Here is a 17,339-nt window from a genome sequence, read left to right on the forward strand (position 1 = left end):
TCCGTCGCTGGCAGGCAATCGACCCAGCTGACAATAGTGCTGCAACGACAGCAGGCCTCGACGGCGCCATGACATTGCTCGAACGAGACGTCTCGTAACCCATGGGATAAGAGACATAGGACAGCGCGCCTGTTCACGCGACGAGCGGCAGGTGACTTGTCTCGCATCTGGACCTGTCTCGCATCCGTAGGGTTTTGAGACACCGCGGAACGGGCGTGGCGACCTTAGCGAGCCTCTGGCTCCTCACCCGTGGTGGCGGGAGGGGCCCGCGCTAATCAGCTGCCTGCTTGGATTTGTTCGAGCATTTCCTGAGCATTGACCTCTGATGAGAACCCAATTTGTGCCTGATCGCCCGTCATAGCATTCATCACCAAGACCGCAGTCTGCAGCTCGCCCCCGATCCTTATGACCAGGCGGACCGATACTCCGGCGTCGGCGGCCTCTTTCGTGAGTGTTTGAAAGACCTTCGTCCCCTCGTCGTTGAACGTCACGTCAACCATGTTCTGTCCATCTTCGGCGACACTGGAATCATTAATCCCGGCTTCTTCGAATGAAGTTGGGAGCACGACGCTCGTGCCGTTGATAGATACGCACTGGGAATCCGAACCCTCGATGCAGGGTTCCGAAATTGCCATCTCGATCATCCCCCCGGTGCCCGACGGTGCCTCCTCAGCGCCAGCAGTAGTGGAGCAGGCGTTAAGCGCCAGCACGGAGAGTGCGGCCAGAGTCAGCATGGGGGCTCGAGAAGTCATGGAGGTCCTTCCTCGGGGAAGCGGGAGGTGGATACCTACCCGGCTCCCACTCGCGACCATAGGGGATGGTGCCAACAATTTCCAGCGTCCAGTGGTTGTGGAAGCGTGGGCGACCGCGTGGGCTCGAAGGTCTCGAAACCTAAGTGCCTCGTACGGATACGAGACGTGACCATGGTCACGCCGCGCTCGTTCACTCGGCTTGATGGCTGGAGTTTGATGCCCCTCACGCGTGATTCTGGGCTCAATGTGTCGAACACATGGGTTACGAAGGTGGGGATCGATCCTTGAGCCACCCCGACTTGGCGCGTGAGACGTCTCCCATCCGTAGGGATACGAGACAGATAGGGGCCGGAGAGCACGAGGATCGGAAGTCCTCTCCACTCATGGGTCCTGGGCGGAGAAGCTCGGATGGAATGCCATCATGGACAAAGCTCACTGAGGACTCAAAATCATCGAGCCGCAGTACCCGAATTCGACGGCACGATTGCTTCCTCTGGAGGATGTCTTGAAGTTTCGACGTGACTACGTGAACAACATCGCCCCGGAAGCGGCGCTAGTCCTGCTCACGATCCGCGGATTCCTTCTGTGGCTGGTCATTCCGATTGGGTTTGTTGCGTGGCTCACCTACTTCTGGTGGGCTCGGTCGGCATCACTGGGGCAATGTCTGGGATGGTTCGACCTCAACCTCGTCGCGTTGCTGCAACGTCTGCTGAAACGCTTCATCCCGCGTGCAACTGTGCGACGGGTACCCAGCCAACAAATGTCAGCCGTCACCCACCGCGTCACATCGATGAGTCTGTTGTAACAGCCGCAAAGGAACCGCCGGGAGTAGGCAGCTCACCCGCGGCGCGAATGTCTCGAAACCTAAGTGCTTTGTATCCCATGCGTTATGACGCTCTCGCGTCGCGTCAACGGTGCCAGGGAGAGTCAACGGTGCCAGGGAGAGCTGAGCGCGTCGCGCCCATTGATTCAATCGCCAGCCAGAGGGACGAGGGTGCCTCCCGGCAACGCGTCACGAATTGTTCCCTCCTTCGATGTTCCTGCGAGCGGCCAGAACACGGTGGAGTCTTCGTGAACCTGCACCGCCAGGCTTTGGCTGGTGGTCGGAATGTATAGCGGGACCTGGTCGGCTGCTGCGTACTCAGGGTTTGTATTAACCATCCCCCCGCTGGCGGGCCAACCCCGTTCCAGGTAGGCAGCTACCTCGCTGCCTAGAGGGATGCGCTGGAGGTATTCGTCGACCGATAGCCCGCCAGTGCTGGTGGCGAAAGACGGGATGACTATACGCAAAAATCCGTCCGGTCCCGGCTCCGCAGTGCCTTGTATCGTCTGGTCTGTGGAGAGGACGAGTGTGAACGTCTTCACCACGCCATAGGGCTGTGGCACCTCGGCAGGAGCCTGCGTCTCCTCTACTCCAATGACCGTTCCCACAACCACGAGCTGTGCGCCGGCGGCAAGCTCTGCTGGGTCGCTAGCGACGGTCTCGTCGCCGGAAGCGTCCGGCGGGTTGACTGCGACAGGGCCGGCCGTTGCCAGGGGCGTGTCGCTCTCTTGACCGTTGAGGTTCCCGAGTGCGAGGCTGCCGATGATCACGATTCCAACTGTCACCAGGGTTGCGGGGAGCCACTTGGAGGAGGTCTTTTGGGGGGCGCCGGTGAGCGCATCAGTTTCAACTTGTGAGACAAGCAGGGTGCGAAATGCCTCTTGTCGAGCTTGAGACGAGGAGTGGTTGGTCATGATGTCCTTTCCGCGGTTGCTGGGACCGGTCCGGTTAGAAATTCTTGAGCCAACCTTCTCTTTGCTCGGGAGAGCCGGGATTTGACTGTGCCGTCCGGGACGTTGAGCACGATCGCCGCTTCGCTTACTTTGAATCCCTCGAGCACACAGAGAGTGATGACTTGACGTGCAGCAACGGGTAGCCGGGACAGAGCCAGTTCGATGTCGCTGAGCTCGTCCACAGCAGCAGGGGCGTCTTGGATGGGTGGTAGCCGGCGGAGGAGTGCTTCATGGCGGCGGGCGCTACGAGACAGATTTTTCGCGGAATAGTTTGCGACGACGAGCAGCCAGGGCAAGAGCGATCCGTTAACGAAACGAACAGAATCTCGTTTCCGCCAGACTTCCAGAAACGCCAGAGAAACAACGTCCTCTGCGTCAACAAAATTCATCACCAGACGCCGGCTGTGACGTAGTACGCGATCGTGATGTCGGTCATACACGCGGCCAAACGCCTCGCCGCGTCCGGCGAGAGCTAGGTCCCACTCAACTGAATCACTGGTGCTCATACTTAGAAGTGTCCGGCACCACCGGATTTGGTTCCAACCAAATCCGACGCCAACGCAAAAAGGTCAGAAGCGCTAAGTGTCTCGAATCCCAAGTGTTTCAAAATGCATGAGTTGCGAGACTTCGGATCCTTCTTGAGCCTCGGGCCCCGACCTTCGACTCAGAGCATTCCGCTTCATGCTCCGCGGCGTAGACGTTCTTGTCTTAGCGCTGGTGCACATAGTGAGTCGCACCTGCGCAGCCGAGGCTCAACGAAAAGAGCTACAGTGCAGCAACTCTTACATAGCGAGGAGACAGCGTGGCGAAGGCACTATTTTCCGGTCGGGCAGCTTGGATCTGGACGGGCTTGCTAGCTGTATGCGCGTCGCTGGTCGTTCGCAAAATCACTGCGCCCGCGCGTTTGAAGGTTGCGGGTGCGTCGAACCCCGATGCCCCCGAAGCAGGAGCTGAGCGCCTGCCGGTCGTAACACCGAGCGCCGGTGTCGCAGAGACATGGGTAACGTTCGGCCCGGCCGCCACCGCCGCGATTGCTGCTGTTATGGCTGCCTTCCCGGACGACTTTTCCTACTCCGAGTTCACCGAGACGGGGTTTCTGGTCGCGTTTGCCGCGAAAGCACCGGCTGCCGCGCTGAGCACCTTGGAAGAACCGGGCATCCCGTTCGAGGTCATCGAGCACGTGGGACATCCGCTGAATGAGGCGAAAGCAGAAACCGCTGCCTTGGCTACGCAGGTGAGGGAGCTCACAGGCGACAGACTCGGTTTCAGCGTCGCACCTATCCCGAAGACGGGCGTTCTGGAGGTTATGTTGTCCAAAGGAGACGATGCGACGCTTGGACGTTCGGTGCAATCCCTCGCCGGTCACAAATCTCCCTCAGGACTTGAAGTGGTTGTAATCATGGTTGACGGAAGTCCCCGGACGGCCAGCTAGATTCACGCGAGAAGAAAGCGTGCACAGCCCATGGCTCGGGTGTCCCGTAACTTGCGTGCCTCCTATCCGATGGGATGCGAACGTCGGATTCTCAAGAGTCATCTGCCCGGGTCAGAAATACTGTTGCGACGGTGCCGGATGGGCTGTAATTGCCCGCAAGGCGCACCAATTGTTTCTGTTCGACCCAACCATGTTGGACCGACTCTGCGTGGTCGGTCGTTTCCACGAAGAGTTCGTATCTTCGCGATCCGAGAGTCTCGTGTATCCAGTTGAGGACTTCATCGACGCTCGAAGCGTTGACGATTCTCATGGGGTCGTGCATCGCAGTGGCATCAGAAATCTCAGTCCAGAAGCAGACCCAGTAGATCGGCTGCTCGACTTGTGTGCGCTGGAAGAACGATTCGTCCCATTGGATGTCCATGCGGTCACTCTAGTAATAGCTCTGAGTTCGTTTCCGAGGGAGTCCACCGTCGAAGCGCAGCCACGCGTGCACCAGATCCTCCAGGTGGCTACGAACGCGTGTCTCGCAACGCATCTGTCTCGTATCCCATGGGATATGAGGCACGGAAATCGCCCTGGTGGGGAGTCACCTTGCCCCGCTACTCCGTTCCTATAACGAGAACGGTGGCGCTGGAGAAGGGGGTAATGGAAGCCCGGGAAGGCTAGTTCTTGGCGTCAGGGTTCACAATGAGGAAATCACTAAGAAGAACCCACCCGTCCGGTGCTTCATCACCCTTCTGAACGATCTCTGCACCCCCGGTTTCGCTGCCGGTAGTTCGCATGCCAACGGCCGATCCACACGCGGAATTGGAAAACTGAGCGCTCTCACTAATGAGGACTATGCACACGCCCGCGGCACCGGTTCGCGGGTCCTTGAAATCGGCGACGTAATACGTCACGTCCCCTTTTGTTCCAACCTGCCGGCTTGATTCCGCATCTAGGCCGTCCGCTACTGCGTCCGGTGGCAGGGCGTCCTCAGGACCAGCGTCTGTAGCAAGAAACGATCGGACTTGAGAGGTGGCATCATCTGTCGTGCAACCCGACATTGCCAAAAGGGATAAGAGAATCAGCCCTGTTGAGGTCCAAATTCTTCCAGTTCTGCCTTGATGCCTCATCATCAGCACTCTCCCACCCGTTGCCTCGTGCGAGAAAACTAGCAGCCGATGTCGATGGAATGGGAGTTGAGGTGCACCCTCCGCTTTCAAACGCCGTGAGAGCTATCGGCCAAAGCAAAAGCTGAGATTTTGTTTCTCTCCGTCCTTGGGATGTCTCGAAACCTATTTGCCTCGTATCCCATGGGATCCGAGACGCAGGTTGACGTGCTCGAGCTCGTACGTGTGGCGTCCCGTGATCGGGCTCAGTGTCGGGACAGCCAAACGGGTCGCGTCGCAATCCGGCAGTGTCAGTACTGCCAGCTCCCGGGCGAGTGACGGTTGAAGATCCGGCGTGCGGGCGACTTCGCTGGCCTTCGGGGGCAGTCAGAGTGCGGTTGGTGCGATATCTTCACTGGCCAGAAGTAGGGCTTTCAGGTGGGCTCGCGCCCGTGAGTATCGAGTCCTAACCGTCGACCCTCGCATTGAAAGCATGACTGCAGCTTGCTCCAGGCTGAACCCTTCCCAGTGAACGAGTGTGACTATCTCTCGGTCGGTGTCTGAAAGGGTGCCCACCAGACTTCGCACATGTGCTCGGAGATCTTCGCCACCGTCATCGACGTTGCCGGCCTTGTTCGCATGAACGGGCGCGGTCGCTGAATTCGCCTTGAGACGCGCGACCAGGAAATTCTGCCTGCTTGCTGACCGTCGATAGGTGAGGAGCACTCTCCTAGCGATTCCGAAGAACCACATCCGTGCCTCGACTGGGTTCGCTGGGATCGCGCCGCGTTTACGCCACACGACGAGCATCGAGTCGCTCAGCAGGTCGGAGGCGTCGTCGCCTGGGTCGACACGGCGGGCGAGATACTGGAGAACAGCGGCCGCGTCAGTGCGCAGGAGCGACTCCGCCCGCTCGTCCTGGATCGCCGCGCGATCTTTCGCAGATTCACCCTTACTTCGGCCTATGACCGATTGTGAGACGCTCAGATCCGCGCTCACTGGAGTTCGCCTGTGCAATTGGATTCTGCGGCGCTGACCCCGGCGGGCTCCAACCCAGGTGGGTATTCGTCCGAAATCACTGTATTGAGCGCGAGATCGAACGAGATGCGATCGATGTTATCGGCGGTGAGCTCGCCCGCTTCGGCGGGAGTTGGCACGTAGGGATGAGCGATCGCCTCGAGGTAAACCCTCGGGCCAATTCCGCTCCAGTCGTGCTCGGCGACAAACTTCCGGAGCGGATCAGCGTCGGTAGACGCTTCAGTCCCGACGTGCAGCGCATACCCGCAACTCACCGCCCGGCCGCTGTCAGTCACATAACTGATCGGGATGACCACGTCGGGGTTGCCTCCGAATGAGTAGACGAGTGCTCCAGCGGTGATTGCCAAAGCACAAACTCCGAGGATCGGAAATGTGACGAGTGGTCGCTTCCACAATGGCCGGGCTGCGCGAATGCGCTTGGCCTGCGCGCTCGTGGTTTCGATCATCGAGTCAATCGATTGTTGTGTCGCAATGGGGTCGACAATCGGCCGGCTATTCGCTAGAAGATCGTCTAGATCGATATCGCGCACTTTGCACCACTTTCGGGTTCGGCTCATTTTGACTGCCGTTACCTAATACATGACCGGACAACGCCGGTTCGTCCCAAGACTCAAAAGCATTCTCACGACTTGCAGCTGTCACGGTAGAATCCGCGCGACGTTCGTGTTGTGGGAAGCCAACGACGTCGCTCCGGAAGTGGTTCCCAAATGACAGAGCATCAGCACGGTCGGCCTTGGGCTATTGGCTCGGATCTGTGGCCCTGACCGTTCCTCTCGCGGGCAAACCTGAGACCGAGATGCCGCGCAGCTTGCCCGTGGCAATCGATTCATAGGTGAGGTGTCTCTCGTAACCTCAGTGTGTCGAAACCCATGGCATATGAGACTGGGGATACCTCCTTGAGCTGCTCAAAGGCGATTCGTTGACCGCTCGCTCGCCTATCCCGAGCACGAGCATCCATGACCTCATGGGCAGTGCGATCTAGAGTTCACCCAGGTTGGTGCTGAACGTTATGGGGGCCTTTGCGGAGTTTGAGCGATCGTTGATCCGCGAACGTCAACGCGAGGGCATTGCGCTGGCAAAGACGCGTGGCGTCTACTGTGGCCGCACTCCGTCCCTCGACAAGGCTCGAGCTGCGGAGCTGCGCGAAAAGGCCGCCGCCGGCGTGCCGAAGGCTGCGCTCGCGCGCGATTTCGGAATCAGCCGCGAGACCGTCTACGCCTACCTCCGCGCCGAGGCCTGACGATCCGCCGTCGAGGCGAGCACCTCCTGAGGTAATAGCTAACCAGGTTAGCGATTTGGTCGAGGGGTGAGGGTGACCCTCGCCCATTTCGTCCTGGGTATGTTCAAGAGTCCCCACGTTGGTAGTGGTCCGAGAACAGTTACTGAAAGGGAGCGATATCGGTCCTACCGGCCGGTTAGTTCCACACCCCCCCCGGGTGGTGGCCACGTCCCGGTCAGTGGCCGGTACGCGCTCCCTTACCGGACACGCATGACGGTGTGCAACCCCTTTACGGCCGGTGTGATCGCGCTCTATTCTCTGGGTGCATGGTGTCCTCTCAACGTGAAGTTGATCTTGCAGACGTTTTTGTGCTCCTCGCCGACTCACTTAGTGCGGGCCACGACGTCGTCGACACCATGGACACACTCGTCCAGGCCAGCACCGAATTTACAGCGGCGACAGACGCCGGAATTCTTCTGGCCGATAGCGGTGGTGTTCTTCACATTGTGGCGTCTTCGAACGAGCGTACGAGCGAGGTTGAAGAGGCCCAGCTTGGTTACGATCAGGGCCCGTGTCTGGACTGCTTCGTTTCCGGGGAACCTGTTGAGGTTTCTGATCTCTCCGAAGAAGCCGGGCGGTGGCCTCAGTTCGTTGCGATTGCCCTGTCGCGGGGATTCGATGCCGTGCATTCTTTTCCATTGTGCCTGCGTGGTCACACTTTTGGGAGTATGAACCTTTTCTGTTCCGTCCGCGAACCGTTCAGCGACCAGGACGCAGCTCTGGCGCTGGCCTTGGCTCAAGTGGCAACGATCAGCCTTGTTCAGCAACAAACCATCCGCAATCAAGGCACGGTGAACGGTCAACTACTGCAAGCGCTGAAGAGCAGGATACTCATCGAGCAAGCTAAGGGTGTTTTGGCGCAGCGCCACGGGGTGTCCATTGATGCGGCCTTCTCCTTGCTCCGCACTTACGCGCGCACCAGCAGCTCAAAGCTGCACGACATCGCTGATGGTGTCGTGCATCACGGGCTCTCGCTTTAGGCGGAACGACTAACACAACCGCTTGCGTGCCCTCGCCTTCAACGCTCCGGTTATCCAGTCAAAGGGTAGGTGCCGAGGTGCCGGCTGGTACCTCAGATTTCGACGGTTGGGTTTGTTGTGGTGACGTGGTGTTGGATGACTGTGGTCAGGGGTTGGATGGTCAGTTTGATCAAGGGGCACTCGTGTTCTCGAGTGTAAGAGTCCACGCTGACGGCTAGGTTGTGGCTTGTCCACGAGGTTCGGGGGCTGTAGGGGTTGCGGCTAATGATCTCTGGCGCCCCCAGATGAGTGGTGAATTCTCTGATCAGAGCGCCGTACCCGAGCGAGATGGTGAGGCCGGTGGCGGTGGTGTCTGACAGATAGACACTGAGCCCAATACCGCGCGGGGGACAGGCCGTCCAGGCGCCCCAGATGTCCAGTTCGGGGCAATGCCAACGCGCGACCCGAACCGTACGTTCAATGTTCCGGTGGGCGAGTAATACGTCGCAGGAATGCCTCTCGAGAAGAGTTACTGCGTCGCGTTCCAGGACAGGCCACGTGTCTGAGAGTAACGAGTCGACCAGGTCGAAAATTTGACGGGGCGTAGCGGTGGCGCTCATCGGGCACCGCGGCTTGAGCTGAAGCGGTTGCGTAGATTCATGAGCACCCCCACACGCGAGTGGGCCCCCTGCTCAACTTGCGCTTTCACACATCTGACACCCCGGACCAGCCAATGTCAATGTTTGGAGCCGCCGTAACTGAGAGGTGAAGCCGGTCGTCCTCGCGCATTCGCAACCAGGCGGAAACGATCGGCACCAGTAGTCAGGCGGGATATTGTCCACCATGAATTGAACGTTTGCTCGGACTACGATTCCCGGGTGAGGAGAACTCCGCACCCGGTCGCGACCGCCGTGTCCGTGAGGACGGGTGTCTCTTCGTGGGGTTACTCAAATCAGAATGCGTGCGAATGCGCCCGCATGCGACCCACCTCTACCCGAACTATAACGACCACAGGCCGCCCACACTTTCCGAAAAGTCACCCCTGAAGCAGGGCTAGAAACCTCTGCGCTTAGTCTCTTGAACTGGTCTGGATCTTCCCGGTAAAGTTGCCGCCACCGGCTTCACGGTGGTCGATGTCACGGTCGTCGGTGGTGGAACTTACGGGTTGGGCACTCTTCCCGACGGTTTCACATTCTTGCCGGCGGCCGTGATAAGCGGCCTCACACCGGACAACGGTCCGGAAGCCGATCGTGGTGATCACCGGTACTGGGTTCACCGGGCAATGTCGGCCACGATCGACGGGGAGGAGATTCCGTTTACGGTCGTCGATGACATGGCCCGGTGACCGGCGGCAACACCGTCACCGGTTTCACTGACGTCACCTCAGTTGTCGTTTTTCGAGGTCGCCTGCACGGCCCACCACGTGTATCCGTTGCCGGTGCAGGCGACCTCGAGAGATGACACCGGGCATAGCCGATGAGCATATCCGTCATGCCGGCAGTCTCACATAACCCCCGATCACCGGTCACTATTTCGGGCGAGTCTGTCGGGCGCCCTGCGGGCGCGTCATTCCGCGCGTGTTGCCGGGCCGGGGGAGTGGACGTTCGGCGATCGCTATTTGGCGCTTCTACCTGGTTGCCGGCGCTGGCTCAGAACGGTAGTCAGCGTCTTGTAGCTCATGGCTTATGAGACGCTTCGGTTAGGGGACACGTTCTGGCCCCGATGGAAAATCCTTACTCTTGCCGCGGGAAGAACTTCCACCAAATGATGCCCGTCAGAGCCATCAGCATTCCGACGCTCAGAACTGCCACAACCGTGGCAGGTGCCTCGGTGCCCCAGCTGGGGTTAGTCCAATTTTCGAATTCTGGTCGGGCTTCGAACGCTGCCGCGTTGGAAGCGGTCATGATGGAAATTGCAACCAACCGCGCAATAAGAAAAGTGACGATGACACCACCAATGGTGAACAGCCACCAGACTCTCGCAACCGATATGCGTGAAGATGATGGTTGGATCATTGGTTGCGGGCCCTTCTTCATTTGTGGCCCTCCGCCGCGAACCGCGAAATTGCCAGATATTCGAAGCCCTCTATTGGAGCTCGACGCGCTATGGCTGCGGCAGCGAGGGCGGGCGGTCGGCGGTGAGGAGTGTCGATCGGTTCGCGGTCTATGTGGTCCATGACCTCAACATAGTAAAGCGAACCCCTACGGCGACCGTTTCTCGCGAATTACACGCTGCGCACGCTGAATATGCTGTCCGCACTTAAGGAGTGTCGCGTTACCGGAGCGCCTCGTAACGCATGGGATATGAGCCGGATGGGATTCGAGACACATCAACATATGTGCGTCGCTCTCTCCGCATCGAATGTGGACCTGACGCCTGTCCGTGGGGATGACCTGGGGGACGTTCCCGCGGCCTCGCGATACTGGCGACCACCCCCAGTTCGGGATGCAGCGAAACTCGGGGGACCGAGCCGGACATTTACCTATGAACGCGTCTATTCGCTCGGGTTAGATTTCGACCGCTGGAATGTGGTGTTATCTGCGAACCGGTCTAGGCAGTCGTAGACCACACCAGATGAGGGGTAATAATGAAGAAAATGGCTTCCTGGGTAGTTGGCGCTGGCGTGACCGCGCTGGCATTGTCCGGTTACGCGGCAGCTTCCGCTGCGGGCGTTGAACCGACCGCGGCATCGGCTGACGACTCACTCACGCCTACCGACGTGGAACTCGCGGCTATCCCCTCCTCGGAATTCGCATCGGCCGTGGGCCCGGTCTTGGAGTCGTTTCCGAGTGACTACGCATTCTTCTACTTTGACAGCGACATGCAACCCGTTATCGGTTTAACCAGTGAAGCGGTACCCGCGGTCATGGAAGCTGTCACCATGACAGGCCAGCAAGCGCAGGTCGTAGAGGACACCGGCTTCACCCAAGCTGAATACAGTGCAGCAGCCGACAAGGTCATCGCTGACTTGCAGGAGACCTGGCCCGCGGACGTCCCATTTCCAATGATCGGCGTGCGTCCAGACCTTGGAGTCGGCGCAATTGGCGCTAACCTCATCACCAACGGTGAGAGCTTGGACGCGGCCCGGTCGATTCAAAAGTCAACCGGCTTGATCGAAGAGGCTGACACAGAGTCGCCGTTCTCCATCCAGATTGATGAGGAGAATGTGTTCGGGCCGCTTAAAGCGGCCACCTCGATTGACCGATAGAGGAACCCAAAGCCGCTTTTACGGCTGCTGCGTTCGTACCCCGCAATCGGCAGGTCAGCTTCGTCGTAGGGCGACCCCATCCGATTGGAACGGGGATGGGTCGTATCCGCGATCAGAGGTTCCACCCGTGAGCCCGGCAGCTCCAAATGAGCGGTTGGCTGTCCCGGCATAAGGCCTGATGCCGGGACACCATGAGGATATGAACGAGTACCCCATCCTGCTGTCTCGAAACCCTACGGATGCGAGCCAGGTCCAGATACGAGACAAGCGACGTGCCACTCGTCGCGCGAGCTGGGGATTTCCAGGTCTCGTATCCCATGGCAGGTGAGGCACTTAGGTTACGAGACACTTCATCGCGTCTTGGTTGTACCCGGCGGAAGGATCGTTTGAGGCCTCCTGGCGTTTCTGCCGAGACGGCAAAGTCTGCGAACACCGCGCCGCGATGCCGCCTCCGGACCAATACGATCTCTTCATGGTGACATCACGGCGAGGGAATCAGTTCCGACCGGATTGGCGAACCGAACACGCACTCCAGACCCAATTGACAGCCGCGAAGTGACCGCATGAGAAGGAACCAGCACTTCATCTCCTTCGGGTTCTCCCGCTCGCGGTCCTACTTTGTCTCCCGCTAGCGGCGATAGCAGGAATCAACTGGTGCGGAATCAGCGGCTGCAGTGGCGGCGGCTGGGGCCTATCCCTCGATTCTGTGGGCATCGCAGTTGGCGCTTGCATCTGGGCGGCCGTTGTCATGGCTGTCGCTCTCGCTGCCGTCCCCTGGATGAAACCACACGGTCTTCGGATCATAATCGCGCTTCTTCTGGGGGCGCTCTGGGGACTGCTTATAGCGGTGTTCACCCATGGTCCGTATCCATGGCACTTCGGATGACCGTCGGTATCAACGTGGGTTGCCAATCCAGCGGCGTGGCGTGGGCCACATCGGGTATGCCTCGATAGCGGCCCAGTCCCCCTGAAGGCACCGCCATGGTCGCACTGACGCTCTCGCGGACAGAAGGGAAACGTGACGCTTTGCTCCTGTACGCAGTTGGCGCATCGACCAAAACGCAGCACCCTGGCTGACCTGCTCAGCGAGCTAGTCTCGAGGAAGGAAATAGCCCCTGTTGCTTCCACCGTTTGAAATCGCCCTACGGATGCGAGACAGGTCCAGATGCGCGACAAGTCACCTGCCGCGCGTCGCGCCAACAGGCGATTTCCTACGTCTCGTATCCCATCCCTCACCGGTCTAGTAGACAAGTGAGGGATCGACTCGTCTCGTGGAGGGGAGGGGAGGTGACATCAAGCGGTTTCTTCCCTGGTGTCCTTCGCGGACACTCGTCTTCGAGCGGATTATTCACCACCACATCGTCGAAGTAGCCCGAGCGATTTACCGGTGATCAAAGATCAGTGGGTCGATGATTGCGCGCATTCCGCTGGGGTCGACCTCGGGATGGGTGGCTGCCCAAGCGTAGATCGCGTCGATGTAGTTTGTGAGCGGTCCGCCCAGATCAGGCACACGGTCCGCTTCAGCCTGCAACGCGCGGATAGCGGCCCACAACTCCGGACCTCGCTCGGAGCCGACCGCCGCTAAGAATCGCTCCTTCAGCACAGCCTCCCCGCGCTGGCGCGCTGGGTCGTAACGGTACTGATGCCAAGCCTCGTGGTAGGCCCTCAACGCTGCACTGAATTCTTCGTCGATCATGCGTCATAGTCGCATGTATTCACCGCATGACCAACTGTGTATAGCGGCCCTTGGCTTGATCCGTTTCCGAAGTACTTCCCTCACGAGTGCCCGTAAGCCGGACCCCAACCGAGCGGATGCGCGCCGCCCATAGGCGGCCTCTTCAGGCTGTTTGTCGGCCGGGATACGTGGGTCGAGATGTCATTTATTGCCCTGGTCGACATCAACGGCCTGGTCGCCGTTGATGCGGTGCCAGTCGCGATCGCGAGGGGTCGCAGTGGGCCCAGGAGTACGGTGAGTTGTGTGCAGGGCAGTGCACGCATCGGGGCGCAGCCAGTAAATGCCGGCAGCGTCAGAGGAAACTGGAGGAATTCGGTTTGTATCCAGCAGGAGGAAGTACTGCACCGTTCATGTCGACGGTAAATCAGTTGCAGTCGGGTTATATCCCTCTAAGGGGTGTGGGTTCTGCGGCAGGAGTGGGGCCGGACTGTGCCGGCGGCGAGTGCTGTGGGCGTAGCGACTCAAATGGTATCGGGTGTAGATCGACCGGTCACAAGCTTTGGCCCCTCGCCGGCCGTGAGCCCGTGCATGCCAGCAGCGGAGGTCCTCTGTGTAGCGCGGTGATATTCGATTCTGGCGTTCGAAGCGGCATAGTGTGGTGACGCCATTGTCCGAAGCATCCGATCAGCAGAAGCTGATGCTGAGCATGGCTTCGGGCAGTCAGGCTGCGTTCGGTCTGATCTACGATCAGTTGAGTGTTCCGACGTTTGCGATCTGCAATCACTATCTGAAGTCCCCGGCCGCGGCGGACGAGGCCATGTGCGGCCTGTGGCTATACGTCTGGCAAAACGCGGCGATGTTGTCAGGGCTTGACGGCTCGCCTTGGTCAATCATCATTGGAACAGCGGAGCGCCACGCCAAGCATGACGCTCAGACGGAGCGCCTAGCCCGAGGAACGGCGACCACTGTGTCCAGATAAATCCCCATCCGCGGGCGGCGCCGCCGCACCGTCGCGCGCCGCCTCGAGGCGCACGGCTACACAATGCGCGATATCGACGTAGTGCGTGGCGTCTCTTATCAGCGTGTGTACCAGCTCACCCAGTAGAACTATCGACCAGGAGACTCAATGTCAGCTAACGAAGACGGCTCACAGATCAAGATTGCGGATGAGCTGGCCGGGCTCGCCCGGTCGCTTGCGCATGCCACGCGAACGGTGCCGCGCCCCTCTGATTCGTACGAGCTGCTGGGCGCCCTTCAAATCGCACAGCAGTCGCTCGCCCAGGTTTGCACACAGTTAGCGACCTGGCACAGGGATGCAGTCGAGGGCACCCATTGCAGCGGCACAGACGGACATGGTCTCTACGGTGTTCCCGCTACGGCCGCCGGTGCGAGCGAGCAGGTAACGCTTCTTCTCAAAATTGCGGCGGCCTCCGCCGCAGAAACAGCCGACCTTGTCGGTAAGGCCCAAGCGGCGAACGGCGTCGTGTGTTGGTTCGATGAAGTGAAAGAGACGGCTTAGGCCCAGCCCTCGACGGGGAGAACTGAAAGCCCAGAGCCCAAACGCTTCTGGTCGCACGTCGTCAATGGACCTGCTGCCGATGACTGCTGGATATGGGCTGGCGCAATTGCTGATGACGGTTACGTGCGCTTTGGGACTAAGGACGGCTACGGCCACAAGGTCATCCGCGACACGAACGGCGCTGCCGTCGTCGGTTCTGCTGCTATCCGCTCCTGAATCAGGGTGCTCGTTACGTCGCCGAGCAGTATGGAACGCACAGTAGCGCGGGAGCGCGCAACCCCCTCCCGGAGGCTACGTAGTGGGGTTATGGTCCGGCCATAGTCACTGCACGAAAGGAAAGCTCATGGGAACCCTGACGTACGACTCGGGCCTCACAATCTGTTTCAACGACTGGACACTCGCTCATCTTCAGGTCGCCATCGGGGTCAAGCTCCACCTAAGAGAGAGCTTTCATCTCTCCTGGAAGGATGAGACGGACGGTGACGGAGGGTGGGGTTCGATCTGGATATTCCCCGGCGCCCCACTCTTCTTCAAGTTCGCCGATGGCCGAGGGCCTCTCCTCGATTCGAAGTGGGTCGAAGCGTTAGTCAAGTCTGCAAACACGCCTGAGGGCATGACGGTCATGCCAGAACCGCGCCCGCTCGTCCGGGAATTAACCCGCCAACGACGGGGCAGCATTGGCCCTATTTAGCGCACACAAGGTCCAGCAGAGCCAGCCACCAGAGCCAGCCACCAGAGCGGTCGGAAGACGATCGTCTATCGGGCGGATAGGGCCACTCGCAGGTCGGTGCAGGTCGGTGCAGGCGTTACTCACACGATGGCACGCTTGTGTGCAGGTTACCCAGTTGGGGTGGAGCTGAGCCATTCGCTCACATGCAATCACGGACTCTATGCAGGCTTCCACGCAGGCATCCAGGATTAGAATCGCTCCTGCGTGATTAGCGCTGGTCGTCCATGAAAGAACCCTGGCCGTCACAAGTCCAATCTCAACGCAGTACAAGTGTGCTAGGAAACACGTTGTGATTTCTCCATCACCGGGCAACGTTAGACATTCCTCTGCGCAGAGCTCGCTCACACGGACCAGTTCGTCGCATGCTTCTTCGCAGGTACTTATCCGCTCTTGGATCAGAGCGCCAATCAGGTCGCTGCGGAGCATAAGGATCACGCTAGCGCCGCTGCACGCCGACACCCCCCTTGACCGTTATGGCGGAAGTTCGATACGGGATGCCGGCTGAGGGGGATAGTTCGCTAGTCGATCCCCTATCGGACGGTGGCGGTCCTGCTGCTGAACGTCATGGGGGCCTTTGCGGAGTTTGAGCGATCGTTGATCCGCGAACGTCAACGCGAGGACATTGCACCGGCAAAGGCGCGCGGCGTCTACCGTGGCCGCACTCCGTCCCTCGATAAGGCTCGAGCTGCGGAACTGCGCGAGAAGGCCGTCGCCGGCGTGCCGAAAGCTGCTCTCGCGCGCGACTTCGGAATCAGCCGCGAGACCGTCTATGCCTACCTCCGCGCCGAGGCCTGACGGACCCTCAGTCGAGGCGAGCGCCTCCTGAGTGGGACGCGCCAGGCCGAATCTGTGAGCGGGACGCCGCTGAATCTTGGTGCTGATGGTCGGGATAGTTGGTGCCCAAGGCATGTTCTGCGTTAATCGCCACCAGCCAGTTCAGCGTCGTGATCAGGAGCGTGTCGCCGGCCTCGAGGCCTGCTCCTGGGGCGTCTCATAACTAGCGGTGAGTACCGCAATTCAAGCAAATAGTTATGCGAAGTAGCAACGAGACTCGTCGCTCAGCGAGATTCCTGTGATTTTGAAAAAGTGCAGATCACGGCCGTGAGTCGTCTTATGCCCCTAAGACGGTGCCGTTGCTGATCGGCGGCGCAACGGCCCGTTCTTCGTCAAAGCTTGGGCGAGCATCACGTGCGAGATAACGGATCGGAGCGGCGCGAGCTGACGTGGCGCGACATGAATCGCCAACACCGACAGGTGAGCGGCTCTACGGATGAAGACCTATGACCGCGCAATGCCGAGCAACCCGGCCATTTGTTGCCAGAGGTTCGCCAGTCGCGACGGGTCATCATAGAGTTTTGCCAAGAGCACGGCGCCCTCTAATTGCGCAATGAGGCCTCTTCCGGTCTCCATGGTTACTCTATTCATTGACAATGTGCCGACGGAAGCCGCTTTAGAGAGCGCGCTGAATACGAGTTGACTTTGATCGTCGAATATTTCCCTGAGGCAACTACGAAGATCCGCTTCACTGGCGCCAGTCTCCAACGCTAAGTTGCCATAGAGGCAACCGATTATTGAACCTGTCGAGACGTGATGTTCGAGCTGAATGCCCGCTTGTTCGCGGAAGAGCGTCTCGAGCCCTCTCAAGCCATCCTCGTCATCGAGGAGTTCGAGCCAGCGACCTCTCTCCGCCGCCCAAGTAGTGCGGAGCGTCGCAACCGTGAGTGCCTGCTTAGAGGGAAAGAAATAGTAAAAACTGCCCTTGCGCACGTTGGCGCGCTCGCAAATCTCCGCTACGCCGATGGCTGAGTATCCGCGGTCGTGCAGGAGACTCCTCGCCGCTTCGACCAGCTGTTGTGGCGCATCGCTTGTTCGACCCATAA

17 protein-coding genes and 2 pseudogenes are annotated in these 17,339 nt (G+C 59.5%); 9 read left to right on the plus strand and 10 right to left on the minus strand.

The annotated features are described in order from the left end of the window. Positions 1-275 precede the first annotated feature (275 nt). Positions 276-752, minus strand: a complete 477-nt coding sequence (locus C3B61_RS09780; RefSeq protein ID WP_133160266.1) for a SecDF P1 head subdomain-containing protein — start codon at positions 750-752, stop codon at positions 276-278. 526 nt (positions 753-1,278) lie between these two features. On the opposite strand from C3B61_RS09780, the gene C3B61_RS09785 reads away from it, so the two are divergent. Further along, positions 1,279-1,557 (plus strand): hypothetical protein, encoded by a 279-nt coding sequence (locus C3B61_RS09785; protein ID WP_133160267.1) that lies wholly within the window; start codon positions 1,279-1,281, stop codon positions 1,555-1,557. A 164-nt stretch (positions 1,558-1,721) separates the two neighbouring features. Here the strand turns inward: C3B61_RS09785 and C3B61_RS09790 are convergent, their stop codons facing one another. Both C3B61_RS09790 and C3B61_RS09795 read right to left on the minus strand, forming a co-directional pair. Continuing rightward, entirely contained in the window at positions 1,722-2,345 is a 624-nt protein-coding gene (locus C3B61_RS09790; RefSeq protein ID WP_103460448.1) for a hypothetical protein, read from the minus strand. A 140-nt stretch (positions 2,346-2,485) separates the two neighbouring features. After that, positions 2,486-3,034, minus strand: a complete 549-nt coding sequence (locus C3B61_RS09795; RefSeq protein ID WP_103460449.1) for an RNA polymerase sigma factor — start codon at positions 3,032-3,034, stop codon at positions 2,486-2,488. 296 nt (positions 3,035-3,330) lie between these two features. Between C3B61_RS09795 and C3B61_RS19460 the strand changes: the two genes are divergently transcribed. After that, positions 3,331-3,960 carry a hypothetical protein gene (locus C3B61_RS19460; RefSeq protein ID WP_133160268.1) on the plus strand — a complete coding sequence of 210 codons (630 nt, stop codon included), beginning with the start codon at positions 3,331-3,333 and terminating at the stop codon, positions 3,958-3,960. A 91-nt stretch (positions 3,961-4,051) separates the two neighbouring features. Here C3B61_RS19460 and C3B61_RS09805 read toward each other — a convergent pair whose 3' ends face one another. The 3 genes from C3B61_RS09805 to C3B61_RS19465 all read right to left on the minus strand — a co-directional run bounded on the left by C3B61_RS09805 (position 4,052) and on the right by C3B61_RS19465 (position 6,619). Next, positions 4,052-4,381, minus strand: coding sequence for a hypothetical protein (locus tag C3B61_RS09805; protein ID WP_103460451.1), 330 nt, complete (start codon positions 4,379-4,381; stop codon positions 4,052-4,054). Positions 4,382-5,438: 1,057 nt separating this feature from the next. Continuing rightward, positions 5,439-6,050, minus strand: a complete 612-nt coding sequence (locus tag C3B61_RS09810) for an RNA polymerase sigma factor (RefSeq protein WP_133160269.1) — start codon at positions 6,048-6,050, stop codon at positions 5,439-5,441. Beyond that, positions 6,047-6,619, minus strand: coding sequence for a hypothetical protein (locus C3B61_RS19465; protein WP_133160270.1), 573 nt, complete (start codon positions 6,617-6,619; stop codon positions 6,047-6,049). Before C3B61_RS19465 ends, C3B61_RS09810 begins: the two co-directional genes overlap by 4 nt. A 464-nt stretch (positions 6,620-7,083) precedes the next feature. Here C3B61_RS19465 and C3B61_RS09820 point away from each other — a divergent pair. Both C3B61_RS09820 and C3B61_RS09825 read left to right on the plus strand, forming a co-directional pair. Next, positions 7,084-7,329: pseudogene (locus tag C3B61_RS09820) on the plus strand (helix-turn-helix domain-containing protein); the annotation flags it as partial. 305 nt (positions 7,330-7,634) lie between these two features. Further along, on the plus strand, positions 7,635-8,348 hold the full coding sequence (locus C3B61_RS09825) for a GAF and ANTAR domain-containing protein (protein WP_103460454.1): 714 nt from the start codon (positions 7,635-7,637) through the stop codon (positions 8,346-8,348). A gap of 1,712 nt (positions 8,349-10,060) precedes the next feature. Here the strand turns inward: C3B61_RS09825 and C3B61_RS19470 are convergent. Then, a complete protein-coding gene (locus tag C3B61_RS19470) occupies positions 10,061-10,363 on the minus strand; it encodes a hypothetical protein (RefSeq protein WP_133160271.1) in 303 nt (100 codons plus the stop codon). A 551-nt stretch (positions 10,364-10,914) separates the two neighbouring features. On the opposite strand from C3B61_RS19470, the gene C3B61_RS09840 reads away from it, so the two are divergent. Next, complete coding sequence (locus C3B61_RS09840; RefSeq protein ID WP_133160272.1) at positions 10,915-11,535, plus strand: hypothetical protein; 621 nt, start codon at positions 10,915-10,917, stop codon at positions 11,533-11,535. Positions 11,536-12,916: 1,381 nt separating this feature from the next. Here the strand turns inward: C3B61_RS09840 and C3B61_RS09845 are convergent. Continuing rightward, complete coding sequence (locus tag C3B61_RS09845; protein WP_103460458.1) at positions 12,917-13,231, minus strand: hypothetical protein; 315 nt, start codon at positions 13,229-13,231, stop codon at positions 12,917-12,919. A gap of 634 nt (positions 13,232-13,865) precedes the next feature. On the opposite strand from C3B61_RS09845, the gene C3B61_RS09850 reads away from it, so the two are divergent. From C3B61_RS09850 to C3B61_RS09860, 3 genes are all read left to right on the plus strand, one after another. After that, positions 13,866-14,189, plus strand: coding sequence for a hypothetical protein (locus tag C3B61_RS09850; protein WP_103460459.1), 324 nt, complete (start codon positions 13,866-13,868; stop codon positions 14,187-14,189). A 147-nt stretch (positions 14,190-14,336) separates the two neighbouring features. Next, positions 14,337-14,729, plus strand: a complete 393-nt coding sequence (locus tag C3B61_RS09855; protein ID WP_103460460.1) for a hypothetical protein — start codon at positions 14,337-14,339, stop codon at positions 14,727-14,729. A gap of 343 nt (positions 14,730-15,072) precedes the next feature. Further along, positions 15,073-15,420 (plus strand): DUF7882 family protein, encoded by a 348-nt coding sequence (locus tag C3B61_RS09860; protein WP_103460461.1) that lies wholly within the window; start codon positions 15,073-15,075, stop codon positions 15,418-15,420. Here the strand turns inward: C3B61_RS09860 and C3B61_RS20370 are convergent. Beyond that, complete coding sequence (locus C3B61_RS20370; RefSeq protein WP_482764183.1) at positions 15,382-15,885, minus strand: four-helix bundle copper-binding protein; 504 nt, start codon at positions 15,883-15,885, stop codon at positions 15,382-15,384. The two genes, C3B61_RS09860 and C3B61_RS20370, sit on opposite strands and share 39 nt — an antisense overlap. A 114-nt stretch (positions 15,886-15,999) precedes the next feature. Between C3B61_RS20370 and C3B61_RS09865 the strand changes: the two are divergent. Continuing rightward, positions 16,000-16,254, plus strand: a pseudogene (locus C3B61_RS09865) (helix-turn-helix domain-containing protein); the annotation flags it as partial. A 483-nt stretch (positions 16,255-16,737) separates the two neighbouring features. On the opposite strand, the gene C3B61_RS09870 reads toward C3B61_RS09865, so the two are convergent. Continuing rightward, a complete protein-coding gene (locus tag C3B61_RS09870) occupies positions 16,738-17,337 on the minus strand; it encodes a TetR/AcrR family transcriptional regulator (RefSeq protein ID WP_103460462.1) in 600 nt (199 codons plus the stop codon). Positions 17,338-17,339: the final 2 nt, after the last annotated feature.

The sequence above is a fragment of the Cryobacterium zongtaii genome, from assembly GCF_002909375.1.
Classification (GTDB): Bacteria; Actinomycetota; Actinomycetes; order Actinomycetales; family Microbacteriaceae; genus Cryobacterium; species Cryobacterium zongtaii.

Excerpts from the sequence above, each read along its gene's own strand:
- C3B61_RS09780 (WP_133160266.1), bottom strand. The coding sequence starts at position 752 with ATGACTTCTCGAGCCCCCATGCTGACTCTGGCCGCACTCTCCGTGCTG.
- C3B61_RS09795 (WP_103460449.1), bottom strand. The coding sequence starts at position 3,034 with ATGAGCACCAGTGATTCAGTTGAGTGGGACCTAGCTCTCGCCGGACGC.
- C3B61_RS09805 (WP_103460451.1), bottom strand. The coding sequence starts at position 4,381 with ATGGACATCCAATGGGACGAATCGTTCTTCCAGCGCACACAAGTCGAG.
- C3B61_RS09825 (WP_103460454.1), top strand. The coding sequence starts at position 7,635 with ATGGTGTCCTCTCAACGTGAAGTTGATCTTGCAGACGTTTTTGTGCTC.
- C3B61_RS19470 (WP_133160271.1), bottom strand. The coding sequence starts at position 10,363 with ATGAAGAAGGGCCCGCAACCAATGATCCAACCATCATCTTCACGCATA.
- C3B61_RS09840 (WP_133160272.1), top strand. The coding sequence starts at position 10,915 with ATGAAGAAAATGGCTTCCTGGGTAGTTGGCGCTGGCGTGACCGCGCTG.
- C3B61_RS09845 (WP_103460458.1), bottom strand. The coding sequence starts at position 13,231 with ATGATCGACGAAGAATTCAGTGCAGCGTTGAGGGCCTACCACGAGGCT.
- C3B61_RS09855 (WP_103460460.1), top strand. The coding sequence starts at position 14,337 with ATGTCAGCTAACGAAGACGGCTCACAGATCAAGATTGCGGATGAGCTG.
- C3B61_RS09860 (WP_103460461.1), top strand. The coding sequence starts at position 15,073 with ATGGGAACCCTGACGTACGACTCGGGCCTCACAATCTGTTTCAACGAC.
- C3B61_RS20370 (WP_482764183.1), bottom strand. The coding sequence starts at position 15,885 with ATGCTCCGCAGCGACCTGATTGGCGCTCTGATCCAAGAGCGGATAAGT.
- C3B61_RS09870 (WP_103460462.1), bottom strand. The coding sequence starts at position 17,337 with ATGGGTCGAACAAGCGATGCGCCACAACAGCTGGTCGAAGCGGCGAGG.